The 20,098-nt window shown below is 32.6% G+C and carries 15 protein-coding genes and 1 CRISPR repeat array; of the genes, 3 read left to right on the forward strand and 12 right to left on the reverse strand.

The window, feature by feature from the left end; all coding sequences use genetic code 11:
* Positions 1-47: 47 nt before the first annotated feature.
* Together ACTQ46_RS08245 and ACTQ46_RS08250 are read left to right on the forward strand one after the other, a co-directional pair.
* Positions 48-1,580 carry an ABC transporter permease/substrate-binding protein gene (locus ACTQ46_RS08245; protein WP_441748873.1) on the forward strand — a complete coding sequence of 511 codons (1,533 nt, stop codon included), beginning with the start codon at positions 48-50 and terminating at the stop codon, positions 1,578-1,580.
* A gap of 10 nt (positions 1,581-1,590) precedes the next feature.
* Complete coding sequence (locus ACTQ46_RS08250) at positions 1,591-2,349, forward strand: ATP-binding cassette domain-containing protein (protein WP_441748875.1); 759 nt, start codon at positions 1,591-1,593, stop codon at positions 2,347-2,349.
* A 32-nt stretch (positions 2,350-2,381) separates the two neighbouring features.
* Here ACTQ46_RS08250 and ACTQ46_RS08255 read toward each other — a convergent pair whose 3' ends face one another.
* The 9 genes from ACTQ46_RS08255 to ACTQ46_RS08295 form a co-directional block, all read right to left on the reverse strand.
* Positions 2,382-3,812 (reverse strand): FAD/NAD(P)-binding protein, encoded by a 1,431-nt coding sequence (locus ACTQ46_RS08255; RefSeq protein ID WP_441748877.1) that lies wholly within the window; start codon positions 3,810-3,812, stop codon positions 2,382-2,384.
* Positions 3,813-3,937: 125 nt separating this feature from the next.
* A CRISPR array of direct repeats spans positions 3,938-8,498; the repeat unit is 30 nt; unit sequence ATTTCAATACATTTAATGTTATGGTTCAGC.
* A gap of 98 nt (positions 8,499-8,596) precedes the next feature.
* Positions 8,597-8,914 carry a CRISPR-associated endonuclease Cas2 gene (gene cas2 / locus ACTQ46_RS08260; RefSeq protein WP_441748879.1) on the reverse strand — a complete coding sequence of 106 codons (318 nt, stop codon included), beginning with the start codon at positions 8,912-8,914 and terminating at the stop codon, positions 8,597-8,599.
* Positions 8,877-9,875, reverse strand: coding sequence for a type I-B CRISPR-associated endonuclease Cas1b (gene cas1b, locus ACTQ46_RS08265; protein ID WP_441748881.1), 999 nt, complete (start codon positions 9,873-9,875; stop codon positions 8,877-8,879). Before cas1b ends, cas2 begins: the two co-directional genes overlap by 38 nt.
* 9 nt (positions 9,876-9,884) lie before the next feature.
* Positions 9,885-10,379: a CRISPR-associated protein Cas4 gene (cas4, locus tag ACTQ46_RS08270; RefSeq protein WP_441748883.1), complete on the reverse strand. Its 495-nt coding sequence runs from the start codon at positions 10,377-10,379 to the stop codon at positions 9,885-9,887.
* A 7-nt stretch (positions 10,380-10,386) separates the two neighbouring features.
* The gene (gene cas3, locus ACTQ46_RS08275) at positions 10,387-12,960 is read right to left on the reverse strand and encodes a CRISPR-associated helicase Cas3' (RefSeq protein ID WP_441748885.1); all 2,574 of its coding nucleotides are present in this window, start codon (positions 12,958-12,960) and stop codon (positions 10,387-10,389) included.
* A gap of 22 nt (positions 12,961-12,982) precedes the next feature.
* A complete protein-coding gene (cas5b, locus tag ACTQ46_RS08280; RefSeq protein ID WP_441748887.1) occupies positions 12,983-13,723 on the reverse strand; it encodes a type I-B CRISPR-associated protein Cas5b in 741 nt (246 codons plus the stop codon).
* A complete protein-coding gene (locus ACTQ46_RS08285) occupies positions 13,724-14,665 on the reverse strand; it encodes a type I CRISPR-associated protein Cas7 (protein ID WP_441748889.1) in 942 nt (313 codons plus the stop codon). It abuts the gene before it with no gap.
* A 20-nt stretch (positions 14,666-14,685) separates the two neighbouring features.
* Complete coding sequence (locus ACTQ46_RS08290) at positions 14,686-16,539, reverse strand: hypothetical protein (protein WP_441748890.1); 1,854 nt, start codon at positions 16,537-16,539, stop codon at positions 14,686-14,688.
* A gap of 4 nt (positions 16,540-16,543) precedes the next feature.
* A complete protein-coding gene (locus ACTQ46_RS08295; RefSeq protein ID WP_441748892.1) occupies positions 16,544-17,242 on the reverse strand; it encodes a CRISPR-associated endoribonuclease Cas6 in 699 nt (232 codons plus the stop codon).
* Between the two features lie 523 nt (positions 17,243-17,765).
* Between ACTQ46_RS08295 and ACTQ46_RS08300 the strand changes: the two genes are divergently transcribed.
* On the forward strand, positions 17,766-18,443 hold the full coding sequence (locus tag ACTQ46_RS08300; RefSeq protein WP_441748894.1) for a 3D domain-containing protein: 678 nt from the start codon (positions 17,766-17,768) through the stop codon (positions 18,441-18,443).
* 78 nt (positions 18,444-18,521) lie between these two features.
* On the opposite strand, the gene ACTQ46_RS08305 is transcribed toward ACTQ46_RS08300, so the two are convergent.
* The 3 genes from ACTQ46_RS08305 to ACTQ46_RS08315 form a co-directional block, all read right to left on the reverse strand.
* On the reverse strand, positions 18,522-19,088 hold the full coding sequence (locus ACTQ46_RS08305; protein WP_441748896.1) for a 4Fe-4S binding protein: 567 nt from the start codon (positions 19,086-19,088) through the stop codon (positions 18,522-18,524).
* 90 nt (positions 19,089-19,178) lie between these two features.
* Entirely contained in the window at positions 19,179-19,484 is a 306-nt protein-coding gene (locus ACTQ46_RS08310; RefSeq protein WP_441748898.1) for a rhodanese-like domain-containing protein, read from the reverse strand.
* Positions 19,485-19,553: 69 nt separating this feature from the next.
* Positions 19,554-19,943 carry a secondary thiamine-phosphate synthase enzyme YjbQ gene (locus ACTQ46_RS08315; protein WP_441748899.1) on the reverse strand — a complete coding sequence of 130 codons (390 nt, stop codon included), beginning with the start codon at positions 19,941-19,943 and terminating at the stop codon, positions 19,554-19,556.
* Between the last annotated feature and the right edge of the window lie 155 nt (positions 19,944-20,098).

A 20,098-nucleotide genomic window follows, 5' to 3' on the forward strand; every position in this document is an offset into this window, starting at 1 on the left:
AGTAATATCAAATTCTACTCATTTTATAAAAATAGAAAGGAATTCTTATGCTGCAGGAAATATTAAACTTATTGATTGAACGGCGTGAATTTTTTATCCAATTAAGTCTGGAACATCTCTTGATTTCTATGATCGCCATCTTAATCTCCATTGTCATCGGCGGGATTATCGGTATTGCAATCAGCGAATACCGCGAGTCCTCTAAACCTGTCCTAGGCACCATAAACTTTCTCTATACCATTCCCTCGATCTCTATGCTGGGATTTCTAATTCCTTTTTCAGGTATCGGAAACACAACAGCTATTATCGCATTAACGTTGTACGCCCTGCTTCCAATGGTTCGAAATACATATACAGGTATTACAAATGTTGATGAACAGCTCGTCGAAGCTGCCAGAGGGATGGGCAGTACCGATAAACAGATCCTCTATAAAATCAAGCTTCCTCTAGCCTTGCCAGTTATTATGTCCGGTATTCGGAATATGGTGATTATGACGATCGCCTTAACAGGAATTGCCTCCTTTATCGGTGCTGGAGGACTAGGTGTGGCCATTTACCGCGGGATTACCACAAACTTTACAGCGATGACGGTAACAGGTTCCTTGCTGATTGCCATTATGGCGCTGATCCTCGATTTAGTTCTGGGAAGATTGGAAAAGTCCGTGGATTATCGGACAAGATCTCGCAAAAAAAGCAACATCCCTTTTATTCTCTTAATACTGCTTCTTGTTGGACTGCTTCTCTTTGGAATCTTAGGCAATCGATCCAGCAAAGATACAATCCAAGTGGCTACAAAACCTATGACCGAACAATATATCATGGGTGAAATGCTGGATATCCTCATCGAAAAAAACACCGACCTTACTGTGGAAATAACTCAGGGAGTCGGCGGAGGTACTTCGAACATACAGCCTGCTATGGAAAGCGGCGAGTTTGATGTTTATCCGGAATATACGGGAACAGGTTGGAATCAGGTATTAAAACGAGAGGATCTCTATACGGAAGAACGCTTCGGAGAATTAGAAAAGGAATATAACGATAACTATAATATGACTTGGAAAGGCATGTACGGCTTTAACAACAGCTACGCACTGGCCGTAAGAACAGAAATCGCACAGGAACATAATTTAAAAACCATCTCCGATTTAAAAGGAATCTCTGAAGATCTTACCTTCGGAGCGGAATACGACTTCTTTGAAAGAGAAGACGGATATACTCCTCTTACTGAAACCTACGGTATTTCATTCAACAATACTGTAGATTTAGATATTGGATTAAAATATCAAGCCATTACAGAAGGAAATATCGATATAATGCCTATCTTCACCACTGACGGACAGTTCGCTGTTTCAGATCTTGTCGTGTTAGAAGACGACTTGAATTTCTACCCCTCTTATCAATGCGGCAATGTGATCCGCGAAGAAGTACTAAACACTCATCCAGAGCTTGAAGGTATCTTCAAAAGCTTGGAAGGGATTCTTTCCGATGAAGAAATGGCCCGCTTGAATTACCAAGTCGAAGGAGAAGGCAAAAACCCTCGAGATGCTGCAGAAGATTTCTTAACAGAAAAAGGACTTTAAGGAGGTTCCAATGGCTCCCATAATAGAATTTAAAAATATAAAAAAGGCATATGGGGATACAATCATCCTCGAAGAGTTTAATCTCGAAATCGAAAAGGGAGAGTTTATCACGATGATCGGCTCTTCCGGTTCGGGGAAAACAACAATTCTTAAAATGATAAACGGTCTTATCGTTCCTACTGAGGGAAGCATCTTCGTAGAAGGCAAAGACATCAGCAAGGAAGACCAGATTGAACTAAGGAGAAACATCGGCTATTCTATACAAGGAAATGTCCTTTTTCCCCATCTCAGCGTGGAGGAAAATATCTCCTATGTACCCAACCTTCTCAACAAAAAAGATAAAGAGCGCACAAAAAAAGCTGTCGATAAATGGATGGATATCGTTGGACTCTCTCAAGACCTAAAAACCCACTATCCAAGAGAACTCTCAGGAGGCCAGCAGCAGCGTGTAGGGATCGCAAGATCTCTCGCCGCTTCCCCAGAAATCCTTCTAATGGACGAACCCTTTGGTGCTGTAGATGAAATCACAAGACGGACCCTTCAAAAGGAAATCAAAGACATTCATAGACAAACAGGTATCACGATTCTTTTTATCACCCACGATATCACCGAAGCCTTAATGCTCGGCTCAAGAGTATTAATCCTAAACGAAGGAACGATTCAGCAGTTTGACACTCCAGACAACATCCTTGATCATCCTGCTAATGATTTTGTAAAAGACCTCTTAGGTGTACGAATCGGCAGCCGTGTAGAAGAACTTATAGAATAGCAAAACCCCAGATCTTTTGTCTGGGGTTTTTATTATTTTGAAGAATATAAACTTTTTATCAATTCATGAGCAGTCTTTTGAATCATCATTGTAGAATTATTACGGTATTGTACACCAACCGCCAGCACTCCATGTCCATGAAGATTCTCCAACGTTCCATAAAGAGGAGAGATCACGCACATTTTTCCCGGCACTAAAGTTAAACCGCCATATTCGCAGACCGAAGCATATCTTTTTTCAAGGAGCTGGTCTAAAAGAGGATTCGATTCTTCTATTTCCCTCATCCGTACATCCAGCCCTGTCGCATTTATTATATAGTCGTATTCTATCTCATGTTCTTTTCCGTCTGCCATAATCAGCTTGTATTTTCCGTTCTTTTTAATACCTCCTACACCCTTTACCATGGATAATCGGTGTTCCTTTTTAGCCTGAATCAAAATCTCAGCGGACTCTAAAGGAAGCGGACTGCGGTTATGGGTTAAAAAAGGATGCCATTTTTCTCTGAAACGCACTCTGTCAGTTACAGGCATACAGTCCCACACCTTGTTAAAAATCCCGTTCATTGGGGGTAGAAGAGCCTGAACCACAGCTAAGTCATCAGGAGAATCGATATTTCTCTCTAACCCTTCAATACCTCCGCACATATGAAATTCTTGGAATTTCTCAAAATCAATTCCATGAGATTCTAGCTCTTCTAGAAATAAAGCATCAAACTCTTCAAAGGCGATACGCCCATAATATTCTTCCAAATGCTTTTTTAAACACTCCATTGTCAGGACATTTATCGAAACTTCCACAGGTTCCACTCTTACAGTAGGAATCATGCAGCTTCGTGAGAACATTGTAATATGATCACCACGGTTTTTAGATAACAAGTAGGTTGCCACATCTACTCCTGTAAGACTCGTTCCGATCACACAAATATTGCCTTTCTGAACCCCTTGAAGCTTCTCTTCCAATGGAAATATCTCCTGGATAAAATTCTCCTCGCCTTTCAGACCATAGTAATCATATTGCTTCAGCTCTCCGCAGCAAAGATGAACCCTGTCATATTTGTTGATCTTCCCAGATTCTGTCCCCAGCTCCCACTGATTTCCTGCCTTATCTATACGAATGATTTTTTCTTCCATAAGATTGGCCTGTATCTTCTTTGCAGTATCCTCCATGCGGGATTTCATATAAACACCAAAAACATTCCGAGGAGTATAGACAGGTTCCTGCAAATCATTTTCTTCTAGCCAACGAGCTAAGTCGTCGTTGTCTTCATAGTTATAGCTAATCTTTCTCGTTTTTAAATTTAAAATAACTTCATCCGAATCCATTCTATATGGATAACCTTTCCCTAAACTTCCGCTGGAATCGTAACAGTCGATGGATACTGTTGACGGATCAACTACCTTCTCATATCCCGCCAAAACAGCCATCCCCGAAGTCCCCATTCCTATAATAGCTACCTTTTCCATAAGCCCTCCATTATGTTTTTATTTGAATAACCCTTCTAGTTAATATTGTAGCATGGAGGCTTGCAAATATGGATATAAATGTTTTTGCAACTTGTGGTGGGTTAAAACCCTGAGTCGCTTATCTTATTTCAATACATTTAATGTTATGGTTCTGCAATTTGAAATTTACCTTGGTTGGGTTACTAAAACATTTCAATACATTTAATGTTATGGTTCAGCCGTTGGTATCTACCCAACCGTCTGCAAATACAACCCATTTCAATACATTTAATGTTATGGTTCAGCTCTGAATTGAATTTATCGCTTCGATTCCTCTATTAAATTTCAATACATTTAATGTTATGGTTCAGCTAGCCTTAGATGAAAATAATAATGTAGTCAATTTGTAATTTCAATACATTTAATGTTATGGTTCAGCAAAAGATATAGAAGATGATAACAATATAGCTATATAATTTCAATACATTTAATGTTATGGTTCAGCCCAGTCCTACCGATCCGAATGTGCCAGTAATTGATTATTTCAATACATTTAATGTTATGGTTCAGCCAGTAGGTATTTTGATATTGGCAATAGAGGAAACTAATTTCAATACATTTAATGTTATGGTTCAGCCCGTCCAACAATCTAAACTTCGGCTGCAGCTGTAAAATTTCAATACATTTAATGTTATGGTTCAGCCAAGTTCTGTCTTAACGGTTATATAGATATCTCCATTTCAATACATTTAATGTTATGGTTCAGCATGCTATGGGCAGTCTTAAACTATACAAAGTAATATTTCAATACATTTAATGTTATGGTTCAGCAGGTAGAAAACGAAAAGGCAAATAATATTGTATTTAATTTCAATACATTTAATGTTATGGTTCAGCCTCACAGTATTGAGTTAATGACAAATATTGTCGCATTTCAATACATTTAATGTTATGGTTCAGCAGGGCGTGGGAGAAATCTCATGCCCTTTTTTATTGTCATTTCAATACATTTAATGTTATGGTTCAGCGCTATATTTCTGTTATAACCATACAACAAAACCTATTTCAATACATTTAATGTTATGGTTCAGCTATCCTCAATCGCTCTTTCTTTATCCGCTTTCTTCATTTCAATACATTTAATGTTATGGTTCAGCTCATTGAAGACGTCTAGCACTTCTAATATTTCAAACATTTCAATACATTTAATGTTATGGTTCAGCAAGAAGTAGAAAGATTAAGAGCAAAACTTGAAAAATATTTCAATACATTTAATGTTATGGTTCAGCGTCATTTTGTTTGTTATCGATTCTTCTCTTCGATAAATTTCAATACATTTAATGTTATGGTTCAGCAGCTCTAAATCTCTTTTTGTAACCGTATCTTCCCAGATTTCAATACATTTAATGTTATGGTTCAGCTTACAGCAAATGCGATTGTAAAATATACAGGCGAATATTTCAATACATTTAATGTTATGGTTCAGCTTGATAATTTTTCTATCGACGATCTTGCTTCATCTCCATTTCAATACATTTAATGTTATGGTTCAGCCTCGAACTGTTGGAATATACAGCTTCTTGTCCTGTATTTCAATACATTTAATGTTATGGTTCAGCCTTCTGGCAGATCGATAATCTCTCCACCTTTTTCAATTTCAATACATTTAATGTTATGGTTCAGCATGCGACGTTAAACAAACACGTTGAGTCTGTAGTATCTCAATACATTTAATGTTATGGTTCAGCTCTTCTATTGCCTGTTTTGCTGGGATCCCGTTAAACATTTCAATACATTTAATGTTATGGTTCAGCAACTTCTCAAGAAAACTATCGGTATCAAACTCACGTATTTCAATACATTTAATGTTATGGTTCAGCGTTTGTAGTTACTGAGCAGACAAGGCAGGGTAGAGGATTTCAATACATTTAATGTTATGGTTCAGCTTTGCTTATGATTTTAAGAAGGGTGATTTTATCCTATTTCAATACATTTAATGTTATGGTTCAGCAGTTGCAAATCAATATCATATTCCTACAAATTACAATTTCAATACATTTAATGTTATGGTTCAGCGACAGAACGGACTATGTGTTAAATGATGTTCTAAAATTTCAATACATTTAATGTTATGGTTCAGCTTACAAGATCCATCGCTTGTTTTGTATCACCGTTTGATTTCAATACATTTAATGTTATGGTTCAGCTTCTTATAAAAGTCTTGCAGATATTCAAAGCTTGCTATTTCAATACATTTAATGTTATGGTTCAGCATATTAGAAGAGTATTCTAACACTTTCTGCTGTAAACATTTCAATACATTTAATGTTATGGTTCAGCTATGTATAACACAAGCACTGGAGAAACTCTATCTGCATTTCAATACATTTAATGTTATGGTTCAGCCAACGGGATTCCTGTAGGAGATGAAGCCCCATATAAATTTCAATACATTTAATGTTATGGTTCAGCCTTAACCCCGAATTTAACCCCTCCATCTTCAAACCAATTTCAATACATTTAATGTTATGGTTCAGCATTTTAAACTAGAGGAATAATGGCTTGCTGTAACTATTTCAATACATTTAATGTTATGGTTCAGCGTCGCTATAAGGGGGCAATATCTGCAAGTAATCAAATTTCAATACATTTAATGTTATGGTTCAGCAGATTCTGAAGTCGTGGCGTACCCGTTCGCTCTCTCATTTCAATACATTTAATGTTATGGTTCAGCAAACGTGAAAGACGTAAAAGAAGCGACACGAATATTATTTCAATACATTTAATGTTATGGTTCAGCGAGATATTATGTTATAGACAGGGCGGTGGTGCTAGAATTTCAATACATTTAATGTTATGGTTCAGCAATTGTTTCAAGGAAAAAATCAAGCGATTTTAAAGTATTTCAATACATTTAATGTTATGGTTCAGCCTACAAAAAGTAAGTGCGAATTTACCTACAGCCTAATTTCAATACATTTAATGTTATGGTTCAGCCGTGCAGTTTATACCCGTAGTAGCCCTCGTTTCTGTATTTCAATACATTTAATGTTATGGTTCAGCTTTGGACTAAATAATGTTCACGTGGGAACTTATATATTTCAATACATTTAATGTTATGGTTCAGCAGTGTTTGAGGCAAGGCTCGAAAAGGAGATTGTTGCATTTCAATACATTTAATGTTATGGTTCAGCCTTTTCAGTAACCAATCTAAAGGTCTTATCCTCATATTTCAATACATTTAATGTTATGGTTCAGCGGGTCATAGAGAACGAATATCTAGAATTATCAATGCTATTTCAATACATTTAATGTTATGGTTCAGCCGTACTACAAGGCTATATATCTTCTTATCTTGCTGATTTCAATACATTTAATGTTATGGTTCAGCACGTTGTAATAGATGAAACGAACGAACTCCTTACCTATTTCAATACATTTAATGTTATGGTTCAGCTGATGAACGTCTTGCCATAACGGGATAATCTCTCTATTTCAATACATTTAATGTTATGGTTCAGCAATATTAAACTATCCCCAATTTGTCCGATTAAACTATTTCAATACATTTAATGTTATGGTTCAGCTTACGTACACTGACTTATTCTCGTCCGTCAGCACGATTTCAATACATTTAATGTTATGGTTCAGCTAATGCAGAAATTAACGGGGTAGCGCCATCAAATATATTTCAATACATTTAATGTTATGGTTCAGCGTAATTGATATCGTATGTTTAGAATCAATATAAGTAATTTCAATACATTTAATGTTATGGTTCAGCGATCTCGAAAAGGGGTTATTGCATTAATCTTAAAAGAATTTCAATACATTTAATGTTATGGTTCAGCTTTTATTTTAGACCACTTATATTTTGATGGATCTTGATTTCAATACATTTAATGTTATGGTTCAGCGAAAGGATTATATTCCCTTTGTTTTATTTTATCATATTTCAATACATTTAATGTTATGGTTCAGCGATATTGTAAGAGCGATTACTCTTAATAAATTATAATTTCAATACATTTAATGTTATGGTTCAGCAGTTGCCATTCTCCGACTTTGTAATTGCGAGTTGAATTTCAATACATTTAATGTTATGGTTCAGCTTGACTACATTGTTAAAGATGAATATAAACGTATAATATTTCAATACATTTAATGTTATGGTTCAGCAAAAAATGAACGGTTATATACAAAGGTTCTCTTTTATTTCAATACATTTAATGTTATGGTTCAGCTTTATCCAATTTAAAATCATTATCTCATTAGTATCTTTATTTCAATACATTTAATGTTATGGTTCAGCTTTTATAAGTGTAGCTAATTCAGTTGCGGAATCATCTATTTCAATACATTTAATGTTATGGTTCAGCTCTACATACTCAATGATAGGAACATCGTCAAATAGAATTTCAATACATTTAATGTTATGGTTCAGCCGGGAAGTTATCACAGGAAGATGCTCGTAAAGCCTTATTTCAATACATTTAATGTTATGGTTCAGCCTTTTTAAAAGTATCCAAGTTAAAGTAAGATTTTATATTTCAATACATTTAATGTTATGGTTCAGCGCGGACTAAAGACTACAGCAGGTGGAGGAAACTAATTTCAATACATTTAATGTTATGGTTCAGCAATCGAATCGCTTTTACAGGCACCGTGGGCTGATGAATTTCAATACATTTAATGTTATGGTTCAGCCATAGTAAAATACATATTCTCTATATTATCATATACCCTATAAATGAGTATTTTTAAGTCTATTTACTGTTTTTTTCCAGTGATTGCCAAATAAATCACTAAAAAAACAAATCGTCTTCATCCTTCAGCTTTATTCCCATTATCTCCTCCTCGAATGAATATTTGCCTGGAAGTTTTATGATTGCAATTGTATCTTCCTCCTCTTTAATAATATTTTTTAATTCTTTCTTAAGTTTTATTAAGTTTGACGGGGTAATATTCCCTCTAAATACAGATAGCTGGTATCTTTCTAAATATTTTTTACATATCTTGAAAACCTTCGATACTCTCTCTGAATTTATATCGTAAAATAAGAATACATAATTATAATTATAGTTTCTATTCCTTATTTTTGTCATTATATGGAATAAATTCAACTCCTTCCATAATATCTTTTATCAATTTATAACAATCATATTTCAATAAGGTTTGATACGTCACTTTTCTTTTTAACCTTTTATGCTCAATAACTTTATTTAACCTATTTTCAAATTCTGCTATGAATATTTTTTTACCTTCTTCATTTAAAACAGCATAATTCATATTCTTGTCAAAATGATTTATTTTACTAATGCGATTGTTGTTCACAAGATCTAATATTGTCCTAAACACTATTATAGGCTTAAATACTTCACTGATATCCAATGCTAGAGAAAATCTTCGTTCCGCTGGCTCATGCAAATAGCTTATTGTCGGATTTAAATGTGTCTGATAAATTGCAGACACCGTTTTCGTGTACAACATTGTATTTCCAAAAGATATCAACGCATTAATTGGATTATCTGGAGGTCTTTTAACTCTTTCCTTTAAATAGAAATCTTCAGGTAATACTATTCTTAATGCACTATAAAATTCTTTCCAAACAAATCCCTCAATGTATAAAATCCTCTTTATTTGTTCTACTTTATCCAACTCATTAAAAACTATTTTTCTTATATTGTCTATATACTCCTTTACCGGCTTATTATGCCGATGATAATGATACAATACTTCAATAATATTTAAAGCTATTCCCTTCACTATAGATTTAGCAATACGAATACGATCTATTTTATATTTTTCTAACTGCTGCACTAATAAACGACCACTAAGATATTCTTCCTTTGGACAAAATGTACCACTATAATTTCCATAATAGTTAAAAAAATGAATAAAAATACTATATCTGCCTAAAAAATCTAGTAGTTTTGTATTAATAGAAACTTCATTTAGTATATATATTTCTCTTACTTCCTCTATCGGAAAATAATTAATATTATTATCGACGTCTCTATAGCACAAAGAAAAATCTTTTCTAGATAATTTACCTGATGTAAAAATATATTTTGTTTTTCCCATCTTCATCCTCTATATGTAACAATACGTGTAGTATGCACATTTTCTGCACTTTGATATTCTAAGCTTTTCCTTTGGCGGATTTTCACTTAGGATTAATAACTCAATTTCTTCCAATATCCTTTTCAATTGTTCTTCTATCGCTTCTGTTAACTCAATAATCGTTGTTTTTGATGCATTCTTTTTCTCAACAAATTCTAATTTTCCTTTTCGGATAATTCCTTTTTCCTTTAATTTTATCAAATAAAAAATAAGCTGCCATTTAGCGGCTTCCTGATCAGCATCTGATTTTTTTATCTCTGTTAAATAATCTCTTGTTATTTTATCAATCTTTATATTATCTAAAGTAACTTCTGTATTATCTCTATTATGCAATTTTTCTTCGTGTAAGGCTTTTCCTATCTTCACTAGTTCTTCATTATCTTCTAAATTTATTTTATTCCCATGAAGATAGCATTGTCTCTTACAATGTATATAATAATTTACTAAAGTCCCTGTAATTTCCATGATTCACCTATAAAAAATCAAAACTTTCATCATTATTCATTTTCCTAGAATCAAATCTTCCATTGTCCATAAAGATCTCCCCATTATCATAATAGTAGATCCCTCCATAATAATCTTGATAACCCGTAGGAGTAGAATATATTTCATAAGTAAATTCATCCATTCGTCCTCGCAGGTTAATTAACTTTATTTTTTTCTCCGAAAAATCCATTTCACTGTTCAACAAATCTTTATACTCTTCCCATAGTTTGTCCGAAGAAGAATTATTTGTATTTAAATAGATGCTAAAGGTGTCTGCCTTGTTGATCAACTTAAAATGTTTTTCTATACCCGTCATGTCTAACTCTTTTAGCAATGTTTCGTATTTCTTATAACGTGTATTATTTGAACTATCTTTATTGTCTTTTACAAGCTGATCAAGAACAAATTTATAATATTCTTTAAAGTTTTTTGTGTTTAGCAGTTCTTGAATTTTTTCCATTTTTAATAAAAGTGAGCTTTCTGTTCTGACATCATTTTTATATATTTTATCTACTGAATCTAGATCAAAAAAATATGCAACAGCATCTTTGTATTTAAAATTTCTATTAATTCTCCCTAAAAACTGCTCCTCTGAATCAAATAAAGAGATATCTTTGAATCCTATATCCATATCGATATCAACACCCGCCTCTACCACTTGAGTAGATACAAGTATATAATCTCCTTCCAGCTCTTTTTTTAACTCATCCTCTAACTTCTCTGCTAATTTTTTATTCTTTTTTGCTTTTATTACTTTAATAATATCTTTTCTTGATTTTCTACTTGTGTCTCCATCCATATGTTTTATTATTACATGTTGATCTGCAAATAAATCACATATTTTATTATAGAAATCCTTGGCCGTATCTTTTTTGATAAATTCAACCAATATAAGTTTCTTCCCATTGATCGAACCTTCTATAATTTCAATGATATTCTCAAACAACACATCTCTTTTATTTTCTGTTTCTCCTATTCCTAACAATGAATAGTCGCATAATACACGATTTTTAAATCTTTGATCTTGATAATATTTATCTGGTTCTTCGATTAATCTTTGGACATTCTCTATCTGGGTTTTATGAATCAAACTTTCTATTCCCGGTAAAGTTGCCGACATGATAATAATTTTAATATTTAATATTTCTGCAAAGTATCCCAACATCTCTATCATCTCTTGCCAGATACTATTTTTATAGGACTGAATTTCGTCCATAATGATTACACTATTCGCCAAGAGTGGGAATGGATAATATGATGATTTTTGATTTCCAAAAAAGCAATCAAATAGTTTAATATTTGTAGATATCGAAATGGGATAATATAAGAACTGATAATCTCTATATAACCTTTGATACAATATTTCTTCCTGTTCTTCGTCTTTCCCACTAATCTCTTTTGCTAATTTAAGCTCTTTTTCTAAATCTTCGAAGCTGTTTATCGAATTATATATCGATATTTGCTGTTGTATCTTTTTATTTCCTTCATAGATCTCTAGCAAACCATTATATGTCTGCTCTACTAATGTATTAAAAGGAAATGCGTAAAACAATTTGTTCAGCTCTTCGTGTTCCTCTAATAGTTTTAATGCTAAATTAATAGATATATTTGTTTTACCCGCCCCGGTAGGCGCCTCTAACATGAAAATATTTTTATTGGTTTGTAAATTTCTTTCTGCTTCCAAGAACATTTCTGACCGCAGTTCATTAATACTTCCCTCAGGATAACAATAATTTCCTTCTTCGTATCTCCTAATCGTTTTTGTAATTTCATTATCATTGAAACTCGATAATAGTTCATCTGTATTATTTATTAACCCAAAGTCTTCTGTTTTTATATCCGCCATGTAATCCATTGTTGCTAAAATATCCGATTGGGTTAAAAGTCCAAAAAGAAGCCTCGAATAAATATACATTAAAATATGCTTTTCTTTGTCAAAGGGATATCCAAGGATCATATCGTAGTTTTCTATAACCTCACTATAGTCTGATGCATCAATGTGAATACTATCCTGAAAAAATGCAATTTCCATAAAGTTTTCATCATTTTCTGCAATAGAAAAAATAGGGCTTTCTTTTGATTTCAATGATCCATGATGTCCTTGAATAATTCCCATATTTATAGTTAAGATAGAATATAGCATTATCAGGTCGTTTTCTTCAATTCCTTCTGCTTCCTCATCTATTCTTCCTAAATAATTTCTCATATAGATTAGCGAGCTGAAATAAGAATGATTTGAATTTTCAACTCTTATATTATCTTCTATATCCTTATTCTGCATTATCTCCCTCTGAAATAGAGGATTTACCTTTCCGATATCATGATAATATATAACATCTTCAATCATTTCGTCATAAATTTTTTTAAACTTTTCGGAAATGAACAAACCCTTAAAAATTCTTTCAAAGACAGGAGACAAATTCTTAGATTCATATATTTTCTTATAATATTTTAGAGTTAAATATAAATGATCCTCAAGTAACTCTTTCTTCTCTCCATCTCTTTTCTTTTTATGAGCATAAAACTTATTCTTCTTTTTTATTAATTCTCTATTTGTCATATATCACTCCATAACTTTCAGATTAAACAAAATAAAAGTACATATTGTCTTTAGTAAATAATGCTCCTTCAGGTATACTTCTATCTTCTTTTAATTGCAATACCCCATTCGTCTGTGAAAAATCTGCTTTAATATATTGGTTAAACTGTTCATCCAATTTGATCGGCAAATTTTCTGAGAATTTATATATTTTTTGTAATGATCTTTTGCTAAACACTGTAAATAACTCCGTCAAATACAGCCCGTCCATTTCAATTCTTCCAGACAATTCCTGCACTTCTTCCATTTCCACTAATTTTACTCCATAAATATTAGCAAAATGATCATTTTTGCCAAGATACGGTATATATATTGTCTTTTTATTTATTAAGTTGTCAACAATTGGCAGATCCTCTGGAATAGAATCTACCAATAACCTTATAGTCCAACAAGGTTTTTCAAGCCATTGTTCTGTTACAATCAAATTATTTCCTTTTTCATATGAAGCATATCCAGCTGAATTATTAAAAGATTGATATTTCTTTTTAATATTCTTCGGATCTTCTATTGAAATTGAACATTTAACTTCCATAAGTCTCTCGTAAAATTCAGGATATTTATTATCCTGATTCAAACCATATCCCTTTAGTCCTGCTATTGATCCTAAAATCCCCAGTAAACTAATTTTGTGTATAGAGGAATATGTTAGATAACGATAAGTGTTGACTTCTGGAATTTTAAAAAAGGCAGTATCTCCTGTTAATTTAAATTCCAATACTTTCATTTATATTTCCTCTTTACTGAAAATATTGTATTTCTTTATATTCTCGAGATTACATATAACTTTAGAATCATAGCTATTGTAATAGATTTCAATACTTTTAATTCTATCCTTCACAGGCTCTAAAATAGTATCAAATTCTAAATAAAACACATTAATATCCTCTTCTTTGTCAAACTTTACAAACTGGGATAAGTCGGGTAAATACAAGTCCTTTTCAGTTTCAATAAAAACAGCAAGTTCATTGTCACATCCCATTTTAGCATTCGTGCTGTAGAATGTAGCTGCAATGATCATCGCATCTTTTAATTTACTATAATCTTCTTCTGTATACCCTTCAGTCGCTCCCATATCGATATAATCTCTATAATTATTAGGATTTATGACAAAAGGATATACATAATGTGCTTCATTGCTGATAATCTTTATTCCTAAAGTAGATTGTCCTCTTTCTTCATCGGAATCCTTTTTCTTGGTTGGATTTCTAAATGGAGATAATATTTGTTGGGATTCAACATAGCTGTCTTCATATTTGTTAAATCCCTGACCTATTTGAACAGCTCCTGTAATAGAGATATTATTCTTAGCTTCTGCAAATGTAGCTCCAAAATTTTTCACATCTGCTGCAGAAAATAGATTCTTAAGGACTGTCATTTGGTCTGTATCTTTTCCTAAATCTTCAACATCGAATAAGTCTTCGTATCGCTCCTTTAAGCTTCTAACCCCTAATTCCGTTCCCGTCTTTGTTTCTACCGATTTATACGTTTTTGTATATAGAACCTTTTCTCCATTTTCCATAAAATATCTTTTAATAGGATATTTTAATGCTTTATCGCTTCCAAAAATCTCCCCGGTTGATATCGACTTAGGTCTTCCACTAAAATCTGCATTCCAATTCGCCATTATCGATCTAATTCCTAACACACCATAAACTCTCTTATCCATTTTTTCTCCTCCATTATTTTTTAAGCGTTATTTTCATTTGATTTCTTTTTTTCATAAATTATATTTGAGCTTGTAAAACCTGCAATAATCATTTCTTGCTGGTCAACTTTTTCTGATCCTTCATAACTCATAATCATAGAGATTAATTTATTGAATCTTCTGTTATTCATTCCAATTGCATAAGAATACTTTTGATAAATGTTATTTGTTAATTCTTTCATTCTTTTTAACTTCTTCGTCTGCAAAATTGGTAAAATTAAGCTATGATTTTTATCAGCAGCCTCAGATAAACTTAACAAATAATATAAACTTTGTCCCAACGCAAAACCAAATAACTCTTCATTCTGAAGTTGCTGATCTTTTTCATTCTCTATTAATTCTGCTAATTTTTTTCGAATCTCTAACTCTTTTGATACCTCTCTCTTATTTTCCATAACGCCCGATTCTCCTTTCTCTTTCTCTTCAATATAAAGTAGAAGAGCTTTTCTAACATTATACGCATTCGCTAAACTAGAATACTGATTTTTCTTTAAATGCCTCAACAATAACTCGTAAGTAGATTTTCTTATTTCTTTTAGTGCTGTTAATCCTTTTCCTTTAACATACCAGTCAACAAAGATATCTTTTGTATCTAAAATCGCACTCCTTAAATCAGGATCATCTTTTGAAATATCTTTTTCATCTGCAAAGAAACTATTTCTTAACCTGTTAGCAAATAATGCGCTATCGATAATCTCCATCGCCACTGGAAGTTTTATAAGATTCGAATTGTAATAATCTCTTTTTAAATTATCTTCTAATCGAAGGTAATTTTTAATATACATACCTTCTTCTTTTGAATGAAGACCATTTATAATATCAAAATCCACGATCTCGGCTTCATTTTTTTCCTTTGCTACCCGAAGATAATAGCCATTAAAATAAGGCTCTCTTAAAAATTCTTTTCCTGGAAAACCACTAATATAATTTTGTACATCTCCATTACTTATTATTCTTCCAATATAGACATTGTATTTTTTATTATCGGATAATGCATGGAGCCATTGAAAAAAGCTGCGCTGCTGTTTTGCCCTTTCAAGCGATACTAAATTAGATACCTTAGTTTTTTTTGTTTTATTGAATAAAAAAGGCTTTTTGCTATTCAATCCATAATTATCATTGGCAACACCATACACAACCCCCTCTTTAAGAACATTGTAATCATTCTTATTATATAAATTAGGAACTATATATTTTTGAGATTCTTGTCTATACTTTTTAATACTTTCTGCGTTCAAATCACTGTTTTCATCGATCTCTTCATCAGATGAAACAAAAAATATTTTCAAATAATTTTTATCATCTTTATAATTTTCTAGATCACTGAATCGTTCTAGATTCTCAAGGATCCAACTTCTTGTTTTATAGATTTCTTCTTCTCTATTTAGTGAATCTTCAATTTCAAGCCTATTTAGAAGTTCCAATTTTTTCTTATCATATTTATTTGAATAATCTATAAGTACTTCGTAATAACCGTTTATAGATTTAATAAGCTTCTCTTTTATTTTATTTAAATCTTTAATTTTATCCTTTTTGATAAAAAAAGATAAATAATTATTAGAATGGATTTGTTTTGATCCATCAATTGGCTTATTCATTTCTAATAATCGTGAGAGATAATCTCTTACTTTAAATTGCCTTTCTATAATAGTAGATCGCCGTTCTTCTTTATCCGATGTGTCTTTTTCAACTAATAAACTTTCAATAACCCTGCCCGTATTAAGATTCACAAAATAGTAATTTCCATAATCTAATCTAAATTCCTGGAGAATTAAATCCCCGCTTTCTTCTTTATTCTGTTCTTCCAGAAATATTTCTAAACATTCATCGATCATTTTTTCACCTCCTAAAATATTTAAAATTAACAAATCCTGATCCTAGCGTAACATTATTTTCTCCAACCCCCATTCCTAATGCACAGCGAACAATTTCTTGAGACAATTCATCCTGAGCTATATAGAAAGTTGCTTTATCTCCTAGTAATGTTATATTTTTATAACTGACCGCAATCGGTTTCCTGTTATCTATTATTAAATTATTAAAAATAACTGCTTCTCTAATATTGTTTCCTGTACTAGTATTATATTTTTTTATTAAATTTTCTCTTATCCTTTTTTCATAAAAATCAAAACTTTCATTATTCTTCCAATAGCCATTATTGTTCTTTATTATTATGGGTGTGGTGGCATAAATCTTTTCGATTACATTCTTATCTATAATTTTTTTCTTTCTAGTTAGCAAAATTTTAAAATAATCATTTTTAAAATTTCTCAAATATAAATCAAAAATTTTTTCAACCTTTTCATCCATCACTCTACACTGAAAATTATAAACACCTCCACGCGTATACATATCTTTGATCGCTAATGGGTATAAATAATTAAAACAATATTTCTTATATGTTTTATCATAATGTTTTTTTTGCCAACTTTCGTCTGAACAAAGAACCTGCGTCAATAAGTTGCCTATAATTTCTCCGATATCTCTTAAATTAATATCCTTTAACAATAAAATTTTTATATCATATTCGTATAGCATAACTACCTCCAATACATTTCCTTTAACTGAATGATAACATAATATAAAAATAAATCAATAGTTAATTGATTTATTTTTTAAAGTTCATCTTGTTGGAAAATACATTCCCCTTAACATTTCAATACAAATAATGGCTCTTATTGTTATAGTTCAGCAATATGATTATAACATATCTTTATTTGTAAATTTTATCTAATAAATCACGATAATTATTATTTTTAATAAAAATAATAATTATCGCTTAAATGGCCCATTATAACAATTTTATTACATTTTCTTAACACCCACCCTCTTCTGTACTTTCCATACACCCGCACTTTGTAACCTATTTGTAACCTTTTGAATTCAGGGATTTGTTTCAAGATTTTGGAACTAAAATTTTATTTATTTCGATTGAATTTTGTGAAATAATTATTTATTTCTGTTTTTCGCCTTTTTGTGCCTGATTTTCTTGACCCTTTTGGTGGATTTTTATAGAATAAGGCTCGTAAGTAAATTCAACGAAAAAAGAAAAGGGGTATTTATGTTATCTAATTCGATTAAAAAATTCGCTGTTGGGGCGTTTATATTAGGAACTGTTTTTACAACATCTATTACTGCAGGATCTACTGAGGCGAGTGCTGCATCTTATTCTGGAAAAGCTACTATGGGATTAAATGTACGTACAGGCCCTGGAGTTCAAAACCGTTCTATCGGCGCTGTAGAAGAAGGCGCTGTTGTATCCGGACCTGTTGTAAATGAATGGGTTCAAATCAGCTATAAAGGTCAGACAGGATATGTTTCAAAATACTTTTTAACTGGCGGTTCTTCTAATGGAAAAGCGGATTATTCAAATAGTAAAAAATCTTATAAGAAAAATTCTAACAACAACTATAGAAAGAACAACTCTTATAAAAAAGAAACTGCTAAGAAAGCTCAATCTTCTCCTAAATCGGGAAGAACAATTACTATGGAAGCAACAGCTTATAACGAGCCGGGCGGTTTAACCGCATCCGGTACACGTGCTAGAGTTGGTGCAGTTGCTGTAGATCCCAACTTCATTCCGCTAGGAACTAGACTATATATCGAAGGTTATGGTTATGCTACTGCTGAAGATACAGGCGGTGCTGTGAAAGGAAATATCATAGATCTTTATATGAATTCAAACAGCGAAGCATATAACTGGGGAAGACGTCCAGTACAAGTTACTATCTTAGATTAGTTTTTTAACAAGCTCTCATCTTTTGATGAGGGCTTTTTTTGCGCAAAAAATCCCGCTCTTATTTCAGCGGGATTTTCCTTATGCATATATAATTCCATTTTCGTCTTTGATCAGTTTTCTTGGACAGACTGTAACGCATTTCCCGCAGACTAGACAAGTATCATCATCGATAACTGCATAATTGTCTATCACATGAATCGCATCCGCCGGACAGTTCTTTTCGCACATTCTGCAGGCAATACAGCTTACGTCGCATTCTTTTCTAGCAAGGGCGCCTTTATCTTGATTCGAACAAAGAGGCATCATTGTTTGATCGGCCATTCGTGTTTTGATTAAATCTCTAGGACAAGCTTTGATACAGAGCTTGCAGTGGATGCATTTTTCCTCGTCTACTTCGGGTACTCCATTTTCGTTTTTATGTATTGCATCAAATTTGCAGGCCTGAATACAAGATTCAAATCCCAAACATCCGTAACTGCACTCTAAATTTCCTTCTGGATCGATTTCTAGAGCCTGCTGGCAGTTTAAAACTTCCTCTTCATACTCGTATTTTTTCTTTGCATTCTTTCCCCCATTGCAATAAACTGTCGCCACATAGCGCGGAACTTTTACTCTTCTTTTTTTCTTTACAGCTTTCTCAGACATAATATCCTCCTTTACGTTATTTATGCATAAGTATAACACATCGATATATTATCGCAAAAATAAAGAATCTTGGATTATAATCCAAGATTCTTAAAGGTCTGCTTCCGGATACAACGCCTTAATACCGCCTTCCAAGTTTACTGCATCATACCCCATTTTCCTTAAGTAAACGGTCATCATTGTTGTTCTTTGTCCCGTTCTGCATAGAAGATAATAGGTTGTATCTTTCTTTAAATATTTTCCCGGCGAACTAAGAAGCTCTCCCATGGGAATCGCCCGTATTCCTTCTAGACTAAATATTTTTATTTCCAATGGTCTTCTTATATCGATTATTTCTATATCGCTTCTTTTTGGTTCTATTTCTAAAATGGATATTCCTTTATAATATTTTTTCATAACAGCCTCTCTTCTCTATACTATAAAATAATACCCCTTATGAAATATTTTTCAATATCAACAGTTACATTAAGTCTGAATATGCACAATCACCTTTCTTCTTCTCGGTCCGTCGAATTCGCAAAAGTATATTTTCTGCCATGTTCCAAGCTGCAGTCTTCCTCCTGTGATAGGCACCCATACAGATCCGCCGATGACGGATGATTTTATATGGGCAGCAGAATTTCCTTCTCCATGCTTGAATTCTTTTCGATCTGGAAACGCTTTATCCAAACCTAAAAGCATGTCTTCCTGCACATGGGGGTCTGTTCCTTCATTGATCGTAATGGCCGCTGTAGTATGCGGGCAGTAAATCAAACAGGAGGCTACAGGTTCTCCTTCGTTTCCCACAATTTCTTCTATCGTCTCAGTGATATCGATCATTTCATTTTTATGAGAACTTTCAATATTAATAATCATTGGATTCCTTTCTATAATCTGTATGTAAGTTTTAAGCCCTTGTTTATACTTGTATATATACCCATAATTTTGCCATTTTTCAAATCTTATTGTTAACGTGTTGCAAAATAATATATCTTGCTACAGCTTTCCTTCTATGCTTAAATGAATCTATA

The sequence above is a fragment of the Gallicola sp. Sow4_E12 genome (assembly GCF_052116305.1).
GTDB lineage: Bacteria > Bacillota > Clostridia > Tissierellales > Peptoniphilaceae > JBQKLI01.

Coding starts and splice junctions, on each gene's coding strand:
- ACTQ46_RS08245 (WP_441748873.1), top strand. CDS start 48: ATGCTGCAGGAAATATTAAACTTATTGATTGAACGGCGTGAATTTTTT.
- ACTQ46_RS08250 (WP_441748875.1), top strand. CDS start 1,591: ATGGCTCCCATAATAGAATTTAAAAATATAAAAAAGGCATATGGGGAT.
- ACTQ46_RS08255 (WP_441748877.1), bottom strand. CDS start 3,812: ATGGAAAAGGTAGCTATTATAGGAATGGGGACTTCGGGGATGGCTGTT.
- cas1b (WP_441748881.1), bottom strand. CDS start 9,875: ATGGGAAAAACAAAATATATTTTTACATCAGGTAAATTATCTAGAAAA.
- cas4 (WP_441748883.1), bottom strand. CDS start 10,379: ATGGAAATTACAGGGACTTTAGTAAATTATTATATACATTGTAAGAGA.
- cas3 (WP_441748885.1), bottom strand. CDS start 12,960: ATGACAAATAGAGAATTAATAAAAAAGAAGAATAAGTTTTATGCTCAT.
- cas5b (WP_441748887.1), bottom strand. CDS start 13,723: ATGAAAGTATTGGAATTTAAATTAACAGGAGATACTGCCTTTTTTAAA.
- ACTQ46_RS08285 (WP_441748889.1), bottom strand. CDS start 14,665: ATGGATAAGAGAGTTTATGGTGTGTTAGGAATTAGATCGATAATGGCG.
- ACTQ46_RS08290 (WP_441748890.1), bottom strand. CDS start 16,539: ATGATCGATGAATGTTTAGAAATATTTCTGGAAGAACAGAATAAAGAA.
- ACTQ46_RS08295 (WP_441748892.1), bottom strand. CDS start 17,242: ATGCTATACGAATATGATATAAAAATTTTATTGTTAAAGGATATTAAT.
- ACTQ46_RS08300 (WP_441748894.1), top strand. CDS start 17,766: ATGTTATCTAATTCGATTAAAAAATTCGCTGTTGGGGCGTTTATATTA.
- ACTQ46_RS08305 (WP_441748896.1), bottom strand. CDS start 19,088: ATGTCTGAGAAAGCTGTAAAGAAAAAAAGAAGAGTAAAAGTTCCGCGC.
- ACTQ46_RS08310 (WP_441748898.1), bottom strand. CDS start 19,484: ATGAAAAAATATTATAAAGGAATATCCATTTTAGAAATAGAACCAAAA.
- ACTQ46_RS08315 (WP_441748899.1), bottom strand. CDS start 19,943: ATGATTATTAATATTGAAAGTTCTCATAAAAATGAAATGATCGATATC.